At 66.3% G+C, this 18,281-nt stretch carries 20 protein-coding genes; 10 read left to right on the top strand and 10 right to left on the bottom strand.

Annotated elements, in window-relative coordinates; genetic code table 11:
- Window positions 1-710 precede the first annotated feature (710 nt).
- On the top strand, window positions 711-1,280 hold the full coding sequence (locus tag ACQR0W_RS06720; RefSeq protein ID WP_434888667.1) for a hypothetical protein: 570 nt from the start codon (window positions 711-713) through the stop codon (window positions 1,278-1,280).
- A gap of 112 nt (window positions 1,281-1,392) precedes the next feature.
- Here ACQR0W_RS06720 and ACQR0W_RS06715 read toward each other — a convergent pair whose 3' ends face one another.
- The 8 genes from ACQR0W_RS06715 to ACQR0W_RS06680 form a co-directional block, all read right to left on the bottom strand.
- A complete protein-coding gene (locus ACQR0W_RS06715; protein ID WP_315718237.1) occupies window positions 1,393-2,061 on the bottom strand; it encodes a DUF1109 domain-containing protein in 669 nt (222 codons plus the stop codon).
- A complete protein-coding gene (locus ACQR0W_RS06710; RefSeq protein WP_316171587.1) occupies window positions 2,058-2,690 on the bottom strand; it encodes a sigma-70 family RNA polymerase sigma factor in 633 nt (210 codons plus the stop codon). The genes ACQR0W_RS06715 and ACQR0W_RS06710 overlap by 4 nt, the downstream gene beginning before the upstream one ends.
- A complete protein-coding gene (locus ACQR0W_RS06705; RefSeq protein WP_409977990.1) occupies window positions 2,680-3,186 on the bottom strand; it encodes a DoxX family protein in 507 nt (168 codons plus the stop codon). Before ACQR0W_RS06705 ends, ACQR0W_RS06710 begins: the two co-directional genes overlap by 11 nt.
- The gene (locus ACQR0W_RS06700) at window positions 3,183-3,974 is read right to left on the bottom strand and encodes an HvfC/BufC N-terminal domain-containing protein (RefSeq protein ID WP_315718235.1); all 792 of its coding nucleotides are present in this window, start codon (window positions 3,972-3,974) and stop codon (window positions 3,183-3,185) included. Before ACQR0W_RS06700 ends, ACQR0W_RS06705 begins: the two co-directional genes overlap by 4 nt.
- The gene (gene bufB, locus ACQR0W_RS06695) at window positions 3,955-4,842 is read right to left on the bottom strand and encodes an MNIO family bufferin maturase (protein WP_316171586.1); all 888 of its coding nucleotides are present in this window, start codon (window positions 4,840-4,842) and stop codon (window positions 3,955-3,957) included. The genes ACQR0W_RS06700 and bufB overlap by 20 nt, the downstream gene beginning before the upstream one ends.
- Window positions 4,843-4,897: 55 nt before the next feature.
- The gene (locus ACQR0W_RS06690; protein ID WP_315718233.1) at window positions 4,898-5,245 is read right to left on the bottom strand and encodes a BufA1 family periplasmic bufferin-type metallophore; all 348 of its coding nucleotides are present in this window, start codon (window positions 5,243-5,245) and stop codon (window positions 4,898-4,900) included.
- A 127-nt stretch (window positions 5,246-5,372) separates the two neighbouring features.
- Complete coding sequence (locus tag ACQR0W_RS06685; RefSeq protein ID WP_315718232.1) at window positions 5,373-5,969, bottom strand: TlpA disulfide reductase family protein; 597 nt, start codon at window positions 5,967-5,969, stop codon at window positions 5,373-5,375.
- Window positions 5,966-6,304, bottom strand: a complete 339-nt coding sequence (locus ACQR0W_RS06680) for a hypothetical protein (RefSeq protein WP_315769939.1) — start codon at window positions 6,302-6,304, stop codon at window positions 5,966-5,968. The genes ACQR0W_RS06685 and ACQR0W_RS06680 overlap by 4 nt, the downstream gene beginning before the upstream one ends.
- A 525-nt stretch (window positions 6,305-6,829) precedes the next feature.
- Here ACQR0W_RS06680 and ACQR0W_RS06675 point away from each other — a divergent pair.
- The 4 genes from ACQR0W_RS06675 to ACQR0W_RS06660 all read left to right on the top strand — a co-directional run bounded on the left by ACQR0W_RS06675 (window position 6,830) and on the right by ACQR0W_RS06660 (window position 12,652).
- A complete protein-coding gene (locus ACQR0W_RS06675; RefSeq protein WP_315718229.1) occupies window positions 6,830-7,783 on the top strand; it encodes an ABC transporter ATP-binding protein in 954 nt (317 codons plus the stop codon).
- Window positions 7,776-10,700 (top strand): Gldg family protein, encoded by a 2,925-nt coding sequence (locus ACQR0W_RS06670; protein ID WP_316171584.1) that lies wholly within the window; start codon window positions 7,776-7,778, stop codon window positions 10,698-10,700. The genes ACQR0W_RS06675 and ACQR0W_RS06670 overlap by 8 nt, the downstream gene beginning before the upstream one ends.
- Window positions 10,697-11,851 carry a DUF4340 domain-containing protein gene (locus ACQR0W_RS06665; RefSeq protein WP_316171582.1) on the top strand — a complete coding sequence of 385 codons (1,155 nt, stop codon included), beginning with the start codon at window positions 10,697-10,699 and terminating at the stop codon, window positions 11,849-11,851. Before ACQR0W_RS06670 ends, ACQR0W_RS06665 begins: the two co-directional genes overlap by 4 nt.
- Window positions 11,852-12,172: 321 nt before the next feature.
- Window positions 12,173-12,652 carry a VOC family protein gene (locus tag ACQR0W_RS06660; RefSeq protein ID WP_315827031.1) on the top strand — a complete coding sequence of 160 codons (480 nt, stop codon included), beginning with the start codon at window positions 12,173-12,175 and terminating at the stop codon, window positions 12,650-12,652.
- A 39-nt stretch (window positions 12,653-12,691) separates the two neighbouring features.
- Here the strand turns inward: ACQR0W_RS06660 and ACQR0W_RS06655 are convergent, their stop codons facing one another.
- Window positions 12,692-13,411, bottom strand: a complete 720-nt coding sequence (locus ACQR0W_RS06655) for a class I SAM-dependent methyltransferase (protein ID WP_315718225.1) — start codon at window positions 13,409-13,411, stop codon at window positions 12,692-12,694.
- A gap of 267 nt (window positions 13,412-13,678) precedes the next feature.
- Here ACQR0W_RS06655 and ACQR0W_RS06650 point away from each other — a divergent pair, with 267 nt between their 5' ends.
- The 4 genes from ACQR0W_RS06650 (at window position 13,679) to ACQR0W_RS06635 (ending at window position 15,897) form a co-directional block, all read left to right on the top strand.
- On the top strand, window positions 13,679-13,987 hold the full coding sequence (locus ACQR0W_RS06650; RefSeq protein WP_316171619.1) for a hypothetical protein: 309 nt from the start codon (window positions 13,679-13,681) through the stop codon (window positions 13,985-13,987).
- 302 nt (window positions 13,988-14,289) lie between these two features.
- On the top strand, window positions 14,290-14,655 hold the full coding sequence (locus tag ACQR0W_RS06645) for a hypothetical protein (protein ID WP_316172760.1): 366 nt from the start codon (window positions 14,290-14,292) through the stop codon (window positions 14,653-14,655).
- Window positions 14,656-14,728: 73 nt separating this feature from the next.
- A complete protein-coding gene (locus tag ACQR0W_RS06640; RefSeq protein WP_315718223.1) occupies window positions 14,729-15,535 on the top strand; it encodes a sensor histidine kinase in 807 nt (268 codons plus the stop codon).
- Window positions 15,526-15,897 carry a signal transduction histidine kinase gene (locus ACQR0W_RS06635; protein ID WP_315750346.1) on the top strand — a complete coding sequence of 124 codons (372 nt, stop codon included), beginning with the start codon at window positions 15,526-15,528 and terminating at the stop codon, window positions 15,895-15,897. Before ACQR0W_RS06640 ends, ACQR0W_RS06635 begins: the two co-directional genes overlap by 10 nt.
- A 19-nt stretch (window positions 15,898-15,916) precedes the next feature.
- On the opposite strand, the gene ACQR0W_RS06630 is transcribed toward ACQR0W_RS06635, so the two are convergent.
- On the bottom strand, window positions 15,917-16,837 hold the full coding sequence (locus ACQR0W_RS06630; RefSeq protein ID WP_315750345.1) for a LysR family transcriptional regulator: 921 nt from the start codon (window positions 16,835-16,837) through the stop codon (window positions 15,917-15,919).
- A 134-nt stretch (window positions 16,838-16,971) separates the two neighbouring features.
- Between ACQR0W_RS06630 and ACQR0W_RS06625 the strand changes: the two genes are divergently transcribed.
- Window positions 16,972-18,252: a gallate dioxygenase gene (locus ACQR0W_RS06625; protein WP_315827033.1), complete on the top strand. Its 1,281-nt coding sequence runs from the start codon at window positions 16,972-16,974 to the stop codon at window positions 18,250-18,252.
- Window positions 18,253-18,281: the final 29 nt, after the last annotated feature.

Here is an 18,281-nt window from a genome sequence, read left to right as displayed (position 1 = left end):
TCCGGGACGACAGTTGAGTAGATGTCGACACCTTCGACCTCATCACGGAGGCGAACTGATAAGCATCTTTCATCCCGCAGCACGTCGTGCCCGGGTGATGCAGCATTCGTGTCCCTCTGAACAACGAGAGGGCGCGAGGAAGGCCGGACCTCGGCTGAGGCCCGTGGCCCGCCTGCTCAAAAGAATGCAGGCGGCAGGTACCACAGGTACAGCCGGACAGACCCGGCCTTCCCCGCGCGATCGGTTTTAACGGTGTCCTTCGTGCTCTCCCTGGGGATCGGCTCTCTTGCCCCCATCGCCCGCGCGTGCCGTCAAGCAACGACCGCGAGCTTGACCTCAGCGCCGAGAGGCCAGGACCACACGACTTCGCCGTACGTAACGCCTGCGCTCGTCGGCACAGCCGTCACGTCCATCGCAGCCCGCCTCCACGTTCGTGACGACGCGTACGTCCCTCTGCTCGAGGCGGGATACCGGATATAAGCATGATTTCTGAAAAACAGCAACCACTATTTTTGCCGCCGATCTCGTCCGGTGATGGCCTCGTGCCGTCGATGCGACAAAAAAGGTCCGGCCGGGCATGACGGAGCGTAAGCCACTGACCGCGAGCTGCGAGTCCTGGGTCGAGGTGCAGATCCGCATCTGCCCAGGACCATGGCGCATTCGACAATCTGCCGGCGCCGGCAAGCCGTTGGCGGATCTCGATCAGGCACATGACCCGCTTCTGGTGGGTGAAGCAGCTCGTCAGGCGCGAGCAGATCTCGATACTGCCGCCGTCGCTCGAACTGCTGCGCAACGTCGAGAAGGTATTGGCGACCATCGAGACGCTGCCGGACGAAGCGGCGGTCCGTCGCTGTGATAGACCAGCAGCACGGCGTTGTCATGGTCAGCGGCTGTGGCGCGACGATCGTCAGCTTCGCTTTGCCGTTCGCTCCGGCCACAAAATCATTCGTCGTTCCGGCTCGCCCTTCGCGTTGGCGACAACGGCGGTCTTCGCATCCTGTTCGATCAAGGCCGGCCGGACCCCCGCGACGTGGGAAATGTTCTGCGGACCGACAGCGGCCGGCGCCGCGGCGTCGGCGACGAAGGCATGGGGATCGAGCGGCTTCGGCTGCTTCGTCTCCGCCGAGAAGAACGCCGCGTGCGTGACGAACGAAAGATGGGTCGCATCGGCGGCCCGGCTGGCGCCGGACGGCGCGAGCGCCGCCAGCATCAGCGCCGCACTTGTCCACCCGGCTAGGGGGTTCGATCGTTGCATGGTCTCATTCTCCTCGCGTCCGTGAACATCGACGCGCGATGCGCGTCGCGACAGGGCTATCTGCGCCCGAGCCCGCGGACTGTTCGCTCCAGGCACGACGAAGGTTACCGGTCCGCGTCGGTCGACGAACGGCGAGCTCAGTCGTGCGCGAAGACGCGCGGCGCGACCCAGCCGAACATGCGACGGCCGAACAGGCCGCCCGCACCGATCAGCAGGACAGCCGTTCCGACGTTCCACATCAGGATCATCACCGAGGCGTCGATCGTATGAAACAGAGCGAGCGCCGTCGACGTGATCGCAGATACGGCGACGCCGCCGGTCAAGGCGACGATGGTCGGCCGCAGCCGCGCCGCGTAGCGCAGCATCACCAGCAGGGCCAGCGACAACGGCAGGCTCGTCACGGCGAGCGTCGTGAAGCAGCGGGCCGCCTCGCCGGGGCTCATGCCGTCTGGACCGACCGCAACCCAGTCGGTGAGGCACTGATAGCCGATGTTGGACAGCCATAGCGCCAGCGCCGGCAGCGGCAGCAGCATCCACCACCGCGAGCGGTCGGGAAGGCTGACCAGGAATGCCGCAATCGCGGCCAGCACGCCGGTCAGGATCGAGCCGACGAGGCTGGTCACGAATGGCGCATCGTGCAGACGCTGCACCAGATCTGGACGGATCCCCTGGTTGACGGCGAGCAGCGCCACCACGGCACCGGCCCCGATCAGCCAAGTGCAGGCGCGCAACAGCGGGGGCCGCAGCCGCTTCACGGGCCGCATGTCAGTCGCAAGAGAGTTGATCAGATCGTCGGTCTTGATCATGGCTCGTTCCGCGGAATGAGCAGCTTCTGAAGGCTCTTCAGAGCGCGGTGCATGTTCACCTTCAATGAGGTCGTGGACATTCCGGTTGCCGCCGAGGCCTCCTTGAGCGACAGCTCCCTGAGCTTCAACAGCCGCACGGCCTGCTGCTGCGCTGGCGGGAGATTGTCGATCGCCAGCTCCAATTCGCGGCGGTCGGGCGCCGCCTCCACGCCGGTCTCGGGCTCGGCTGCGATCTCGTGCTCGGGAGACAGCACAGTCTCGCGCCGCCATTGGCGCGACTGCCGCCGTACTCGGTCGATCAGGCGACGGTTGGTGATGGTCACCAGCCACGGCGCGAACGGGCGCGTCGGATCATAGGTGTGGCGGATCGAGTGGATGGTCAACAGCACGTCCTGCACCGCATCCTCGATGTCGCTGCGCTGCCTGCAGTGCCGCGCCGCGAGAGAGCGAAGGTAGGGCGTGATCTCCTCCAGCAGCCGCTGATAGGCGACACGATCGCCCTCCTGGGCATGCGCCATCAGAATCGCCCAATCGAGCGCGCGGCGTCCCGGCTTGACGTCCGCCCCGCTCTGCGCGTCCACCGCGACGAGCCTCAGCCGCGGCGCAGGAGCGCTCTGGTCACTGCCCATCGGCGCTCTCCAGTTTTCGACCGAGCGGCACGACGAGTTGATCGACGCTGAAGGGCCCGTGCCCGAGCGCGATGATCGCAACCGCCATCGCAGCCCAGGGCAGATGAAAATTGGCCCAGCCATCCGGGACGACGAGCTGGATGAAGGCGGTCATGACCAACAGCCCGAGCGCGCTGACCCTGGTCGCCAGCCCGACCACCAGGAGCACCGGCAGCACGATCTCGGCCACGCCATCGAGATGAGCGAAGGCTGCGGGCCAGGGAAAGTCATAGGTCTGTCCGAACAGGTGAAGCTTGAATTCGTCCTCGAACAGATACACCGCGGACGGCGACAGCGACAGCAAGCCATCCCATTTGGTGAGTCCGGATTTGAAGAACGGCACCGCGAGCGCGATGCGCAGCATCGGCGGCGCCACGATGAGAGCCAGTCGCGCGAGCCGATCGATCGCATCCGACATGGCCAAGGTGAGCGCCCGGCGGCCCGCGATCGTGCTCATGACGCCTCCCCCATCGTCGCGCGGTCGAAGCCGATCACCGCTCCGCCATGGATCAGATCGTGGAGGGTGCCGGCGAGGTCGAAGCCAGCGTCCTCGCGCAGCGCATCTTCGACTGCCCTCAGCATCGACCGCCCGGCCGACAAGGCCTGAACGAACGCGAAACTGCCCGACGGGATCGCGCGAACCACGACGTCGGCCTCGGGACGGACGATCAGAACCGCCTCGCCGCCCGCGTCGAGATCGACCGGGCCGGGAATTCCCTCCGCGACATTCATCTGCCAGACCGTGAGCACGGGAAACGCCGAGCGGACCAGCCGCAGGGATGGATGCAGGCGCAGGCGGAGAGCCGGCAGATCGGCCGGCGCTAGGGCGGCGAAAGCCGCAGGTGTGACCGGCTGGGCTTCCGCCGCATGATAGGCCTCCGCCCAGGCGCGCTCGATCGCCGCGAGATCGGCCAGATAAGGCAGTGCCGATGCCGGTGCGAAGCCGCGAATGAACGCCGCGAAGCCGCTGCCATAGTCGAGCAGGATCGGCGAGCACGGCAGTTCGGACAGCAGATGGCGGCGCGCCATGGCCTGGAAGAACTCCTCCCCGACGATGCGATGAACCGCCGGATAGGCGTCCTTCAGCGTCGCCGTCAAGCCGGCCACGACATTGTTGCGATAGACGCCGAACCGGCGCCCGCTCGGCGTCCCATCCGGTCCAACCAGGCCGGGAGGCACCGGCTGCGCGGGATCGAGCAGTGCGCGCGCAAAGCCGCCAAGACGTTCAGCAAGCGGCGGCGTCACAGGCCACCTCCATCGTCGGCGAGAGCATGATGGCCTCGGCCCGGCGCGCCTCCGCCGCGAGCACCGGCCATGGCGGCACCTCGGCGTCCCACTCGATCAATGTCGGCACCGGGCCGGTCGCGCGGATCGCATGCGCACACAGCGACCAGACGACGTCGTCGACCGGCCGGTCGTGGGTGTCGATCAACAGCGGCCTGCCGTGCTCGTCGGCTTCGCGGGCGTGGCCGGCGAGATGGATCTCGACCACCTGCGCGAGCGGAAAGGCGGCAAGATAGCCATGCGGATCCCACTGCTGATTGGTCGCAGCGACATGGACGTTGCTGACGTCGAGCAGGAGACCGCAGCCGGTGCGACGCGCGATCTCGGCGATGAAGTCGGGCTCGGACCAGTTGCTCTCGGCGAACGCGACATAGGTCGATGGATTCTCCAGCAGCATCCGCCGGCCGAGCACGCTCTGCACCTCGTCGATGTGATCGCAGACGCGGATCAGGGTCTCGCCCGTATAGGGAACGGGAAGCAGATCGTTGAGGAAACCGGTATCGTGCGTCGACCACGCCAGGTGCTCCGAGAACAGCCCCGGCTCGTAGCGGTCGACCAGATGCTTGAGACGGCCGAGATGGGCCTGGTCGAGCGGGCGGTCGGCACCGATCGACAATCCGACTCCATGCAGCGACAGCGGATAGCGCTCGCGAATAGCCGTGAGATAGCGGTGCGGTGGCCCGCCCGCGCCCATGTAGTTCTCGGCGTGAACCTCGAAGAAGCCGATATCGGGCCACGTTTCGACGATGCCGCGATAGTGCTCGGCCTTGAGGCCGACGCCGCCCCGCGCGGGGATCCGTCCGGCCGTCGAGAATTGTGCGCGTGCCACCCGAAGACTCCGATCGAGAGAAATGGCGGGCTGCAAGCAGCCCGCCGGCAATGTCTCAGGCCTTCGGCGTCAGGCTACCCGGCCCCTTGGGGGTCTGCATCGTCGTGCAGGTGCCCTTCGGCTCGAGCTTGAACGCATTGCCCTGATAGTCGGTCATGCTGGTGCCCGCGCAGGTCGTGCCGGCGCCGGCGAAGCAGTCGTTCTGGCCCTTCAGCGCGACGCCGAAGCACTTCTCCATCTTGCCGTCCTTCATGGCCTTCATGGTCTCGGCCTGCTTGGCCTTCATCATCTTTTCCATGTCGCCCTTGGCCATCGTCTCCGCCGAGGCGGATGTGACGGCGAGCGCGCCGGCAGCGACCGCAAATGCACCGACGATCATTGCGGACAGCGTGCGATTGGACATGCGTGTTCCTCCATTCTCCGGGTTCAGCCTGCGGACATTGCAGGTGTCTGGCGGCCATCGGCGCGCCTGTACGATGGTTCGCTCCAGTGCGTTGGAAGGTTACGTCGTCTGCTTCGCGATTCATCATTCAGTTGCGCCCGAGATAGTCGAGCAGATCGGCCGCCGCCGACGACGACCAGTCGGCCGCACCCGGGAGGTATCCGACGATCAGTCCTGAAGCCGAGATCAGATAGGTGATCGGCATGCCATACAGCGTGAACGGCGCAGGCCTGCCGCGACCGTCACCGGATTGCGCCACGTACCCGTTCGGATCGAGGCAGATTGGCAGCGACGTCAGCCGCAGCGAGCGCACGAAACGACCGACACTGTCGCAATCGCTGCGGTCTTCGGACACCGCAACGACGTGCAGGCGCTCGCGCCCGACGCTGCGCGCGAGCCGATCGAGCTCCGGCAGCTCGATGCGGCAGGCCGTACACCACGAGGCCCAGAAGTTCAGCACGATTGGCGCGCCGCGCAGCGCGGCCAGATCGAGCGTACCGCCGTCGAGGCGAAACAGCCGCAGCGCCGGCAGGCTCTGCTGCGGCCGCAGCAGCGTGAGCTGATGACGGCCGGCTGCGAAGGCCGGGACCTCGTCGTCAGCAGACCCTGCCGAAGCGGGGCCGGCGCCTGCCATGAGCGCCGTCAACACACCGCCGATCACCTCGCGCCGTGTCGCAACAATCATCCCGCCCGTTCCTCGACGGCGAGGGCGGGCGAGGACTGCGGAACGGCCGGCCGGAACGCGATGAAGAAAAACAGCGGATTGGGCAGCCAGTACAGCCATCCGATCGACGGCTCGCGCCGGCCGTCCGGAAGCTTCAGGTCGAGCCACACGTACAGGAACTTGTAGATGCAGAGTCCGGGGATCCAGTTCGGACGCAGATGGCACGTTCTCAGGCAGCGCCGCCGGATGTAGAAGTTGCCCTCGAACGGCGTGATGTCCCAGAGACCGACCGGCCCCTCGGCGATCACCTCGCCGCTCGGACGATGGGTAATGCGCACGATGCGCGGGCGCCTCACATGCAATTGGATACCTCCCGCCGGCGTGTCCTGATACTGCCATTCGACGGTACGATGGCGGACCAAGAAAGGTTACCAGGCCACGCGCAGCCGCGGCGAAGTCATGAGCACCGGCGCGGATCGCGGTCAGCGCAGCGCGTGCGTTCGAGTTGCCCGCTCACATCCAATTGACCGGTCGTGATCGATCCAGAGCGGCGGCCCCCGCTTGATTCATTCGATCGCGTCCGATTAGTTAGCCGCAACCAACAGAACGGCGGAAACACAGTTTCACGACCTCCCAAGGTTTGCACAAGGCTTCGTCGTACGATGTGCTCTTCCGGATGACGACTCTCCCCATCGCACAGGCCGGGCCGCTCTGAACCGCCGCGCTCAGCGCACCCGACCACCTCAGCTTTCCCCGCTGACGACCGCCGGTTCGGTCGGCCAGATCCTTTCAGCTGCATCCGACGCGTGCCGCCGGTGATCGATCCTGCGTGTCGATCAGGACCTGGCGCTGCGACGGCCAACTCAGGAGCGACGCCCCGCATGATCTCCGCCGAACACCTGACCCGCCAATACGGGTCATTCACCGCCGTCGACGACGTCTCCTTTGAGGTCGGCGACGGCGAGATCGTCGGCCTGCTCGGGCACAACGGCGCCGGCAAGACCACCATCATGAAGATGCTGACGGGCTATCTCGAGCCGACCGCCGGCACGGCGACCATTCATGGCCATGACATCGGCACGCAGCGCCGTCAGGCGCAGGCGCTGATCGGCTACCTGCCGGAGAATTGCCCGCTGTATCCGGAGATGACGGTGGTCGAATTCCTCGACTACGCCGCGGAGCTGAGGGGAATCCCGCCGGGCGCCCGGGCGCAGGCGCTGCGCGACGCCATCGCCGCCACCGGCCTTGGGGAAAAAGCCACCGCGCCGATCGCGAGCCTGTCGCGCGGCTACCGGCAGCGGACCGGCGTCGCGCAGGCGATCCTGCACAAGCCGAAGATCGTGATCCTCGACGAGCCGACCAACGGGCTCGATCCGTCGCAGATCGCCCAGATGCGTGGACTGATCAGGGATCTCGCGAAGACCGCCACGGTGATCCTGTCGACCCACATCCTGCAGGAGGTGCGCGCCGTGTGCGAGCGCGTGCTGGTGATCAACCGCGGCCGGCTGGCGCTCGACACCCGGATGAGCGATCTCGGCGGCCCTGGCCGGTTGCGTCTCGTCACCAGCGGGCCGCCAGAACTGGTCGAGCGGCTGGTCACGGGGCTCGGCCTGGTGAAGAGCGTGGAGCGGCTGACGGCCGCCGAGCCCGGCCATGCCTATGCACTCAATCTCAATGGCCACGCGGCCAGCACCGTGGCGCCGGCCGTCGCCCGCGTGATCACCGACAACAAGCTGGATCTGTTCGCCCTGCATCCCGAACAGCGCGATCTCGAAACCCTGTTCGCCGACATCACCGGCGCCGGCGCGCCGACCCGTGAGGCCCTGCATGCATAACGTTCTTCGTATCGCCCGCAAGGAGCTGGCCGTCTTCTTCGCCTCGCCCGCGGCCTTCATCTTCATGGCGGCGTTCCTCGCGGTCACCCTGTTCCTCTTCTTCTGGGTCGACCGCTTCTTCGCCCGCAACATCGCCGACGTCCGACCGCTGTTCGAATGGATGCCGGTGCTGATGATCTTCATCGTGTCGGCCGTCACGATGCGGATGTGGAGCGAGGAGCGGCGCGCCGGCACGCTGGAGTTCCTGCTGACCTCGCCGGTCGCGCCGCTGCAGCTGGTCCTCGGCAAGTTCCTCGCCTGCCTCGCTTTGGTCGCGATCGCGCTGGCGCTGACACTGCCGCTCCCGATCACGGTGTCCATGATCGGCCGGCTCGACTGGGGACCGGTGGCCGGCGGCTATCTCGCCGCGCTGGCCCTCGCCTCCGCCTACATCTCGATCGGCCTGTTCGTCAGCGCCCGCTCCGACAACCAGGTGATCAGCCTGATCGTCTCCACCCTGATCTGCGGCGCGTTCTACCTGCTCGGCTCCAACACGCTGACCTCGCTCACCGGCAACGAAGGCGGCGAGCTGTTGCGCCAGCTCGGGGCCGGCTCGCGCTTCGAGTCGATCGCCCGCGGCGTCATCGACCTGCGCGATCTCTATTACTATCTCAGCATCTTCGGCGTGTTCCTGGTGCTCAACCTCTATGTGCTGGAGAGCCTGCGCTGGTCGTCGCAGGGCCGCGCGCCGCAGCACCGGCGCTGGCGCATGGTGGCCGCGCTGACGGTGGCCAATCTCGTCGCCGTCAATCTGTGGCTCGGCCAGCTCCCCGCCGCGCGGGCCGATCTCACCGCCGGACACATCTATTCGATCTCGGACGAAACCCGGAGCTATCTCGGCCAGCTGCAGGAGCCGCTGCTGATCCGCGGCTATTTCAGCGCCCAGACCCACCCGCTGCTGGCGCCGCTGGTGCCGCGGCTGCGCGATCTGCTGAAGGAGTACGAGATCGCAGGACAAGGCAAGGTCCGGGTCGAGTTCGTCGATCCGATGCAGAACGCCGCGCTCGAGGCGGAGGCCAACAAGCAGTACGGCATCCAGCCGGTGCCGTTCCAGACGTCGAGCAAGTATCAGGCGTCGGTGACCAACTCCTACTTCAACATTCTCGTCAAATATGGCGATGAATATACGACGCTCGGCTTCCGCGACCTCATCGAGGTCAAGGAGCGCGGTGACGGCGACAGCGAGCTCGACGTCAATCTGCGCAATCCGGAATACACGATCACCCGCGCGATCAAGAAGGTGCTGAACGGCTATCGCGGCTCCGGCGATGTGCTGGCCGGCCTGCCGCACCCGGTGACGCTGGAGGCCTATATCTCGGCCAAGAACCTGCCCGAGCCGCTCGCCAAGCTGAAGACCGCGCTGCAGGAGCTGATCAAGGACGACCAGAGCAAGACGCCGGGCAAGCTCGACGCGAAGATCGTCGATCCCGACGCGGATGGCGGCCAGATCGCCAAGACCCTGCAGGACGATTACGGCCTCGAGCCGCTCTCGGTCGGCCTGCTCAACCCGAAACGCTTCTGGTTCCATTTGATCCTGAAGAGCGGCGACAAGACCGAGCAGATCCAGCTGCCGGAGCAGCTCGACAAGGACGGCCTGAAGCGCAACATCGACGCCGAGCTGAAGCGCTTCACGCCCGGCGCGCTGCGGACCGTCGCGCTGTACACGCCCCCGGCGCAGCAGCCGATGCCGCAGCTCGGCATCCCCGGCGGCGGCGGGCCGTCGTTCGATCTGCTGCAGCAGAAGCTGCAGGAGAACACGCTCGTCGACGCCACCCAGCTGAAGGACGGCCGCGTCCCCGAGCGCGCCGACATCCTGTTCGTCGCCTCGCCGCAGCAGCTCGATCAGAAGCAGCTGTTCGCCGTCGATCAGTTCCTGATGAAGGGGGGCACCGTGATCGTCGCCACCTCGCCCTATCAGCCGTCGCTGCGCGGCAATCTCGACGTGACCAAGACGCCGTCCGGCCTCGAGGACTGGCTGGCGTTCCAGGGCGTGAAGGTCGGCGACAGCATGGTGCTCGACCGCCAGAACGCCTCATTCCCGATCCCGACCGAGCGCGACGTCGGCGGTGGCATCAAGGTACGGCAGATCCGGCTGATGGACTACCCGTTCTTCGCCGACATCCGCAGCGACGGGCTGGCGCAGGGCGCGGCGCCCTCGGCCGGCACCCAGCAGCTGACGCTGTCCTGGGCCTCGCCGCTGACGATCGACGCCGACAAGGTCGGCAAGAAGCGGAAGATCGTCAATCTGATCCAGAGTTCGCCGCATTCCTGGACCGCCAAGACGACCAACGTCGTGCCGGACTTCAAGGCGCATCCCGACACCGGATTCCCTCCTGCCGAGAAGCAGGGGCGCCAGCTGCTCGGGGCCATGATGGAGGGCGAGTTCACGTCGTTCTTCGCCGGCAAGCCATCGCCTCTCGCCAAGGACGCGGCTCCGCCCAAACCCGACGCGAAGCCCGATGATGCGGCGAAGACGGCGGCTGCCGACGCCAAGCCCAGCATCACCGGCGTGATCTCCCGCTCGCCCGAGAGCGCGCGGCTGATCGTGATCGGCTCGGGCACGTTCCTGTCGGACGACGTGCTGCAGCTCGCCTCCAGCGTCGACCGCACGCAGTATCTGGCACCGCTCGACTTCGCCCAGAACCTGGTCGACTGGTCGCTGGAGGACCGCGGGTTGCTGGCGCTGCGCAGCCGCGGCGGCCAGTTCTCGCGCACGCTCGCCCCGATGCAGAGCGGCGGCCAGATGTTCTGGGAATACCTGAACTATGCGCTCGCGCTCGCAGGGCTCGCACTCGTCTACATCGTGCGCCGCGTGCTGCGGCTCGGCGCCCAACGGAGATATCTCAACATGCTCGGCATCGCGGAGGCGCGGACATGAAAGGGCTTCCCATCCTGCTCACCGCGCTGCTGGGTGGCCAGCTCGCGCTGGCTCTCACCTTCGCGGTCAACCGCTCCGATCATGCCGCGTTCGACGCCAAGGAGCCGCTGGTCGCGTTCGCGCCGGCCAAGGTCGATCAGGTCGCGATCGACGACGACGCCGGCCACACCGTCACGCTCGCGCGGAAGGACGGCAAATGGGTGATCCCTGCGTTGTCGGACTTTCCCGCCGACACGACCAAGGTCAATGGCCTGCTCGACCGCATCGCCGGCCTGAAGAAGGGCTGGCCGATCGCGAAGACCGATGCCGCGGCCGAGCGCTTCAAGGTCACCGAAAAGGTTCATGAGCGCCGCGTGGTGCTGACGAGCGGCGGCAGCCGGGTCGGCGAGTTGCTGGTCGGGACCTCGCCGGCCTATCGCCAGGTGCATGTCCGGGCCGGCGATGCCTCTCCGGTCTACGCCGTCGAGCTGGCGACCTACGACATCGGCGCGGAGCCCAGCGCCTGGATGCAGCACGACATGCTGGACACGCCGCGCGACAAGATCGCCAGCGTGAGCGTCGGTGACGTCACCATCGATGGCAAGGACGGCAAGTTCACGCTGGCGGGGCTCGGCAAGGACGAGAAGCCGCGGCCCGACAAGATCGATGCCCTGGTCAGCGCGATGGCGCATCCTCTCTTCGATGGCGTACGCGGCAAGGGCAAGGCGGCGCTGACCCAGACCGACGCGCCCGACATCACCGTCACGCTGAAGCGGACCGATGGAAGCCAGCTCATCTATCGCTACAAGAAGGACGCCGGTGGCGGCTATCTGTTCACGCGTTCGGCGGAGGACTATCTCTTCCACGTGAGCGCCGACACCGCTGCGCCGATCGTGCTGGCCACGCGCGCGGCATTGATCGAGCCGCCGAAACCGGACAAGGCGCCGAACGCCAACAGCTCGGGCAACAAGAACTCGAACGACAAGAGCTCGGAAGACAAGGTTTCGGGCGCGAAGAGCCCGGACGACAACGCCGCAAAGGCCGAGACGGCAGGCGCCAAGGCAGATCAGGCGCCGGCGGCTGCAGCACTGCAGGCTGCTCCGACGTCATCCCATGGCGCCGATCAGGCCTCTCACGGCGGCGCCGAGCCGCCAAAGTCGCCCGGAGGCTAGGTCCTCACGACGCGCGTATCCGGCTTCGCCGCGAGACTGGAGCCGGATCCCGCGCCGGGTGGCCTATTGTCGCTCGGCCCCGATCAGCCGCTGAGGAAAGGTATGATCAGCCAAGCGCCTCAATCCTTGGCTGTGCCACCGATGATCGTCAGTCGTGGGGGATGAGATTTTTTTCTCGCTCGGCGGCCGGTCGTGTCGGCACCGGCGATGCACGAACGTCCTTGGATCAGCCGGATCGCAACGACCCGGCTCGAGCGTAACCAATGGACCGCCCGGTGAACGAACGACGCGGCCTGCACTTGGAAGGAAGGGACGTCTGCCATGGCAAAGCACAAGAACACGATCTGTCTGTGGTTCGACAAGGACGCAGAGGCCGCCGCGCGCTTCTACGCCGAACTGTTTCCGGACAGCGAAGTGACGGCGGTCCATCGCGCGCCGGGTGACTACCCTTCCGGCAAGGCCGGCGACGTGCTGACGGTGCAATTCACGGTGTGTGGCATCCCCTGTCTCGGCCTCAATGGCGGACCTGCGTTCACCCACAACGAATCCTTCTCGTTCCAGATCGCCACCGACGATCAAGCGGAGACGGACCGCTATTGGAGTGCCATTGTCGGCAATGACGGCCAGGAAAGCCAATGCGGCTGGTGCAAGGACAAATGGGGCATCTCCTGGCAGATCACGCCGCGCGCGCTCACCGACGCGATGGCGGCCGGCGGAGCCGAGGCCAAGCGCGTGTTTGCCGCGATGATGACGATGAAGAAGATCGACGTCGCCGCCATCGAGGCAGCGCGGCGGGGATGACCCTCGCCAGCCGGAGCGCAGCATCGCCGCGCTCCGGCGTCACGGGCGCAGGCACCGCAGATGCAGGAATAGCGGCACGCGCAGCCAGCGCCGGCTGCTGTCGCGGGTGATAATCGCTTCGGGAATGGACGGCTCGCGCAGCGCCTCGATCAGGAATCCCTCCGCTTCCAGCGCTTCGAAATAGCTCTGCAGCGGGCGATGCGCGCTGTGGAAGGTCATGCTGAGCCCGTCGCGCTCGATTGCGTCGCTGAAGGTGTAGGAGTCCAGATAGCTGCCCTGGATGACGAAGGGCGCATCCGATGCCAGGCTCGCGAACCGCCCGGCCGAGTTGAGCGGGTGGACGATCGCCATGCAGAAGCGGCCGCCGCGCCTGAGAACCCGCGCAAGCTCGCGCACCGCGGCCGGCATCGCGTCAACGTCCTGCAGCGACATGAAGGCGATCGCGAGATCCGCGCATGCATCGGCCAGCGGCAGCGCGGCCGCGTCCGCACGCACGACGCCGATCGTGGGATCGGCCGCCCGGGCCGCGGCGATCAACGACGGCGATGCATCGACGCCGACCACTCTGTGCCCTTCGGAGGCGAGATGTCGCGACAGCCTGCCCTCGCCGCAGCCGATGTCGAGCGTGAGCGCACCGGGCGGCGGCAGCAAGCGGCTGAATTGCTCGCGATGGTGGCGCCAGAAGCTGTCGTGACCCGGCGCTCTCGCCCAGGCGAGCCACCGGCCGGCCTCTGCTTCCCACTGCTCGCGCAAATTCATCGCGGCCTCCTCGCCCGACCCTGCGGATTCAAGAGCCGCGCTTCTTAAACTGCTTCCTCGCCCAAGTCATCAGCGGCGCGGGTCGTTACCTGACGGGCATGCCCGTCCGTGTGCCGCTCGAGACCAACAGCGTCCTGTCCGATGTCGCCACAGCGCCGCACAGGCAGCCGTTCGACGCCAAAACAAATGCCACCGCCGGGGAACCATGGGATTGCCAGCAGATTGGTTCCATGACGCAATCCCCGCACCCGGAGTCATGTCATGACCATGAAGATTCTTACGATCACGCTCGCAGCCGCCGCGAGCACATTGATGGCCGCAGCCGCCTCCGCTGCCCCGCTCACGGCCGGCATATCGGTCCTCCCGGAGAGCAGCATCCAGCAGGTTCGCATGGTCTGCAACGAGAACGGCCGCTGCTGGCGCCAAGGCCGCGAACGCCGTGTCATCATCCGCGAAGACCGCGGCGCCTACGGCTATGGCCGGCACGAGCGGCGTGGCTATGAAGGACGTGACTATGAAGATCGTGGCGGCATCGGCATCCACGCGCCCGGCGTGAGCGTCGGAATCGGCCGATAACACGTCCGACGTCTGACTCATGCCAAGGCATCGTGATCAGGACTGCACATGATCTACAAATGAGCCAAGCGTCCGACGTTCGCATGTCGATGCAACGATGCTACGAACGTCGGATGAGCCGCAGGGCCAGACTCGCTCTCGCTTCAGCCGATGGCGGCGACCAGATCCTCACGGCAAATAATTTCGGCTGGACCTCGCTATTGCGCGCGCACACACCATATGTTGATGATCACCGCGCGTCCCCCGGCTGCCATCGGTGACTGAGAGCCATGCGCTCCCGCCGCGACCAGAAGGCGGACAGCATGTCGAAAACTTCGAACACCTCTTCGAATACCACCACGTCCAGTGCGCGCGTGGTTGGTGCGACCGCTCCTGGCGCCGCCATTCTTTGGGCTGCCGATCGTCGCCGCGATTCTGATCCGGTGGCCGCCGTTCGCAGCGGGGCGCTTGCGCCAGGTCACCCCGACAAGCCGTCTGAGCCGGCCAAGCGAGAGCGGTCATCGCTACACGCGACGCTCGCCACCAGGGCGGAGAATGCGCTGGAGACGGCGGGCCTGATGCAGCAAGGCGGCGAGCGCGCTGCCGCGATCAGGAAGGCGACCATCCTCGCAAACGCCGCCGAGATACTCGGGCATTTCAACGGAAGTGTCCGTTCGCGAACGAAGTGACGCTGGGGCGGCCTGCTCCTGCGTACCATCGTGCCCGCCGAGGGCGGCATCCGGTGCAAGGACATGTCAGCCAATGCTCGAGATCAACCTCACCACAGAGCCTCCTCACGGCACGGTCGTGGATCCCGACTTTCTGCTGACGGAAATCATCGGGCTGAAGCGCCTGCTCGCCGAGGCCGAGAGCAATGCCAAGACCCGGTCCGAGCAGGCCGAAATCGAGGCGAGAGAACGCGAGACGGCGAGCAGGCTGCAGAAGCTCATTCTCGAGGAGCTGCACCATCGCATCAAGAATACGCTCGCGACCGTCACCGCCATCGTCTCCCAGAGCCTCCGCAACGTGCCGGCGACCAAGGATGCACAGCATGCCATCTCCGGGCGGCTCCTGGCCCTCGGACGGGCACACGATCTCCTCCTGCAAGCGAAATTGTCCAGCGGCGATCTCCGCACGGTGATTCGTACGTCCGTCCAGGCCTTCGACACGCCCGACGACTCACGCTTTGCGATCACCGGACCCGACGTGCTGGTGACGCCGGATGCCGTCATCGCCCTCGCGATGACGCTCAACGAGCTATGCACGAACGCCCTGAAGTTCGGCGCGCTGTCCGTGCCGGAAGGACGCGTCGATCTGCTTTGGACCGTCGACCAACGCCGGGTCCGCTTCGCCTGGACCGAAAGACACGGCCCGGTCGTTCAACAGCCCGCCAGCCGAAGCTTCGGAACCCGGCTGATCGAAACGCTCGGCGTGCAGCTCGGCGGCGAGGTTCAGTTGACCTATGCGCCGTCAGGGCTCTCCTACACGTTCGACGCGCCGATCGCCGTTCTCGACTCTCCCGTGAGACCGCCGATGCACGCAACAGAAAGGGATCTCCGATGTCGCTGAGCCAATTTCGCGTCGATGAGCAGCCGCATACGATGGACGGATTGCGCCTGCTCGCCCAAGATGGCGCCGTCGGCGTCGAGGCCTTCGTCAGCCGCAAGGTGATGGACATCTGGGCCGAGTCGATCGAGCACACGGGCGGCCGGCAGAGCCTGTTTCGTGTCCAATACAATGCGCTGGGACAATTGAACCTTGCTGCGATCGAGCGGATCGTGAGCAGGAAATATCGGCGCGGCGCCGCATCCAACCGGCAGCATCCCTTCATCGAGGTGCTGTTCTCGGATATCGCCGACAGCGGTGAAACGCTCAATCTGAGCGAGCTGGTGCGAGAGCCATTGCCGCCGTCATTCCATCGGCTTGCGTGAGACAGGCGGACGGCGCACCTCAGGTCTGACCGATCAGGGTGTGCGCGGACGCGGCGCAGATCTCCTCGAGGAAGTCGAGGAAGGCGCGGGCGCGCGAGGAGATCAGCTTGCGGCTCGGAAAGATCGCGGTCAGCTGGGCGGCGCGGGTGTCGAACGCGACCCCCCTGCCGATCTCGACCAGCCGGCCCTCGCCGAGCAACTCGACGCAATAGTGCTCCGGCAGAAAGGAAATGCCGGCGCCGTGGGCGACGGCCCGGCGCACCGCCAGCGGATTGTTGATGCGGGCGACATGCGCACCGACGTCGAAGCGGACGAGATGGCCGTGCTGCTTGATCATCAGGGTGCGATCGCCATAGCGCCGCTCGCAGATCATGAGATGGCGCTCCAGCGCGCGGACGTCCTCGCCGATGTCGTGCGCGGCGAGATAGGCGGGGCTGGTCACCCAGATCAGGCGGCCGCCGATCAGCACCTTCTGCGCCAGCTCGGAATTCTCCTGCACGCCGACCACGACCGCGATGTCGAAGCGGTCGGCCAGCATGTCGATCGCGCGCGTGGTTGCCTCGACATCGAGCTCGATGCGCGGATAGCGGCGGTGGAATTCGGCGAGCTGCGGCGCCAGGATCTCCTCGCAGAACGCCGGCGGCAGCGCCACCGAGAGCCGGCCGCTGGGCACGCCGACCAGCCCGGTCATGACCGCGTCGGCCTCCGAGACCTGATCCAGGATCTTCTGACATTGCTGGAAGAACAGCTCGCCCTCGCGGGTCACCCGGACGCGCCGCGAGTTGCGGTCGAACAGCCGGATGCCGAGATCCTGTTCGAGCCGGGCGACCGATTTGCTGACCGAGGATTTCGGCATGCCCAGGGACCGCGAGGCGCCGGTCATGCCGCCGGTCGCCACCACCGCATGGAAAACAGGAATGTCCTCGATCCGCCATTTCATCCGAGAGCCACTCGTTCATCGAGAGAAACGATCCGTGCACGTTAGCATGATTGTCTAGCAGGGGAAACTTCGTATGGTCCGTCCCGGCGCGGCCGCGAGTGACAGTCAGCGGCGGCCCATTCGCGGAGGGACACATGGCCCGGATCATCGGCGGCATCGGCGCATCGCACTCGCCCACCATCGGCTTCGCACGCGACACCAACAAGCAGAACGACCCGGCCTGGAAGCCGATCTTCGACGGCTTCGCGGTCGTGCGCGACTGGGTGAAGCAGAAGGACATCGACGTCCTGTTCATGATCTACAATGATCACATCACCTCGTTCTTCTTCGATCACTACTCCGCCTTCGCGCTCGGCATTGACGACCGCTATGTCGCCGCCGACGAAGGCGGCGGACCGCGCAACGTGCCGCCGGCGAAGGGCCATCTCGGCCTGTCGCAGCACATCGCGATGGCGATGATGGCGGACGAGTTCGACATGTCGTTCTTCCAGGGCAAGCCGGTCGATCACGGCCTGCTGTCGCCGCTGTCGATGATGGGCGATGCCAGCGGCGCGTGGCCGGGCATGGTGGTGCCGCTGCAGGTCGGCGTGCTGCAGCTGCCGATTCCCAATGCGAAGCGGATGTGGAAGCTCGGCAAGACCCTGCGCAAGGCGATCGAGAGCTATCCGGAAGACCTGAAAGTGGCGATCTTCGCCACCGGCGGGCTGTCGCACCAGGTTCACGGCGAGCGCGCCGGCTTTCTCAACGAGGACTGGGACAACGAATTCCTCGATCTGCTGGAAAAGGACCCGGAGCGGCTCACTGCGATGCGGATCGCCGACTATGCGATCAAGGGCGGCATGGAAGGCGCCGAGGTGATCATGTGGCTGATCATGCGCGGCGCGCTGTCCGAGAACGTGAAGCTCGTGCACAGGCAGACCTACGCACCGTCGGTGACCAACATCGCTACCCTCGTGTTCGACGATCTCGGCGGCGCGCCCGACCCGCGGGAGGTCGCGGCCTATCGCGCGCATATCGGACATGAGCTCGCGGGCGCCGAGACGCTGGCTGGCACCTATCCCTTCACCCATGGCCGCAGCCAGGCCAATTTCCGCATCAACGACTTCCTGCACCGGCTCGTGATCCCCGCGCATCGCGCGAGATTCGTTGCGGAATTCGACGCGCTGGCGGACGAGCACGGTCTCACGGACGAGGAGCGCGACCTGATCCGCAACCGCCGCTGGATCGAGATGATCAGGCGGGGGGTCAGCTTCTTCGTGCTGGAGAAGATGGCGGCGGTGATCGGCGTCTCCAACCCGGAGGTCTACGCAGCCTTCCGCGGCGAGACGCTGGAAGCCTTTTTGAAGACCCGCAAGGTCCCGATGCGCTACTCCGTCGCCGGCGGCGCCAAGGCGGCCGCGATCGACGGACATTGATGGCGACGTACGAGCTGCGTCGCCCGGCA

The organism is Bradyrhizobium sp. HKCCYLRH1034, assembly GCF_051168375.1.
Taxonomy (GTDB): Bacteria; Pseudomonadota; Alphaproteobacteria; order Rhizobiales; family Xanthobacteraceae; genus Bradyrhizobium.
The sequence above is the reverse complement of the archived record's forward strand: the minus strand, read 5'-3'. Positions and strand labels throughout refer to the sequence as shown.

Bases quoted from the DNA above. Each gene is read 5' to 3' on its own strand.
- ACQR0W_RS06720 (WP_434888667.1), top strand. From the start codon at position 711: ATGACCCGCTTCTGGTGGGTGAAGCAGCTCGTCAGGCGCGAGCAGATC.
- ACQR0W_RS06715 (WP_315718237.1), bottom strand. From the start codon at position 2,061: ATGATCAAGACCGACGATCTGATCAACTCTCTTGCGACTGACATGCGG.
- ACQR0W_RS06710 (WP_316171587.1), bottom strand. From the start codon at position 2,690: ATGGGCAGTGACCAGAGCGCTCCTGCGCCGCGGCTGAGGCTCGTCGCG.
- ACQR0W_RS06705 (WP_409977990.1), bottom strand. From the start codon at position 3,186: ATGAGCACGATCGCGGGCCGCCGGGCGCTCACCTTGGCCATGTCGGAT.
- ACQR0W_RS06690 (WP_315718233.1), bottom strand. From the start codon at position 5,245: ATGTCCAATCGCACGCTGTCCGCAATGATCGTCGGTGCATTTGCGGTC.
- ACQR0W_RS06685 (WP_315718232.1), bottom strand. From the start codon at position 5,969: ATGATTGTTGCGACACGGCGCGAGGTGATCGGCGGTGTGTTGACGGCG.
- ACQR0W_RS06675 (WP_315718229.1), top strand. From the start codon at position 6,830: ATGATCTCCGCCGAACACCTGACCCGCCAATACGGGTCATTCACCGCC.
- ACQR0W_RS06670 (WP_316171584.1), top strand. From the start codon at position 7,776: ATGCATAACGTTCTTCGTATCGCCCGCAAGGAGCTGGCCGTCTTCTTC.
- ACQR0W_RS06665 (WP_316171582.1), top strand. From the start codon at position 10,697: ATGAAAGGGCTTCCCATCCTGCTCACCGCGCTGCTGGGTGGCCAGCTC.
- ACQR0W_RS06660 (WP_315827031.1), top strand. From the start codon at position 12,173: ATGGCAAAGCACAAGAACACGATCTGTCTGTGGTTCGACAAGGACGCA.
- ACQR0W_RS06655 (WP_315718225.1), bottom strand. From the start codon at position 13,411: ATGAATTTGCGCGAGCAGTGGGAAGCAGAGGCCGGCCGGTGGCTCGCC.
- ACQR0W_RS06650 (WP_316171619.1), top strand. From the start codon at position 13,679: ATGAAGATTCTTACGATCACGCTCGCAGCCGCCGCGAGCACATTGATG.
- ACQR0W_RS06645 (WP_316172760.1), top strand. From the start codon at position 14,290: ATGTCGAAAACTTCGAACACCTCTTCGAATACCACCACGTCCAGTGCG.
- ACQR0W_RS06640 (WP_315718223.1), top strand. From the start codon at position 14,729: ATGCTCGAGATCAACCTCACCACAGAGCCTCCTCACGGCACGGTCGTG.
- ACQR0W_RS06635 (WP_315750346.1), top strand. From the start codon at position 15,526: ATGTCGCTGAGCCAATTTCGCGTCGATGAGCAGCCGCATACGATGGAC.
- ACQR0W_RS06630 (WP_315750345.1), bottom strand. From the start codon at position 16,837: ATGAAATGGCGGATCGAGGACATTCCTGTTTTCCATGCGGTGGTGGCG.
- ACQR0W_RS06625 (WP_315827033.1), top strand. From the start codon at position 16,972: ATGGCCCGGATCATCGGCGGCATCGGCGCATCGCACTCGCCCACCATC.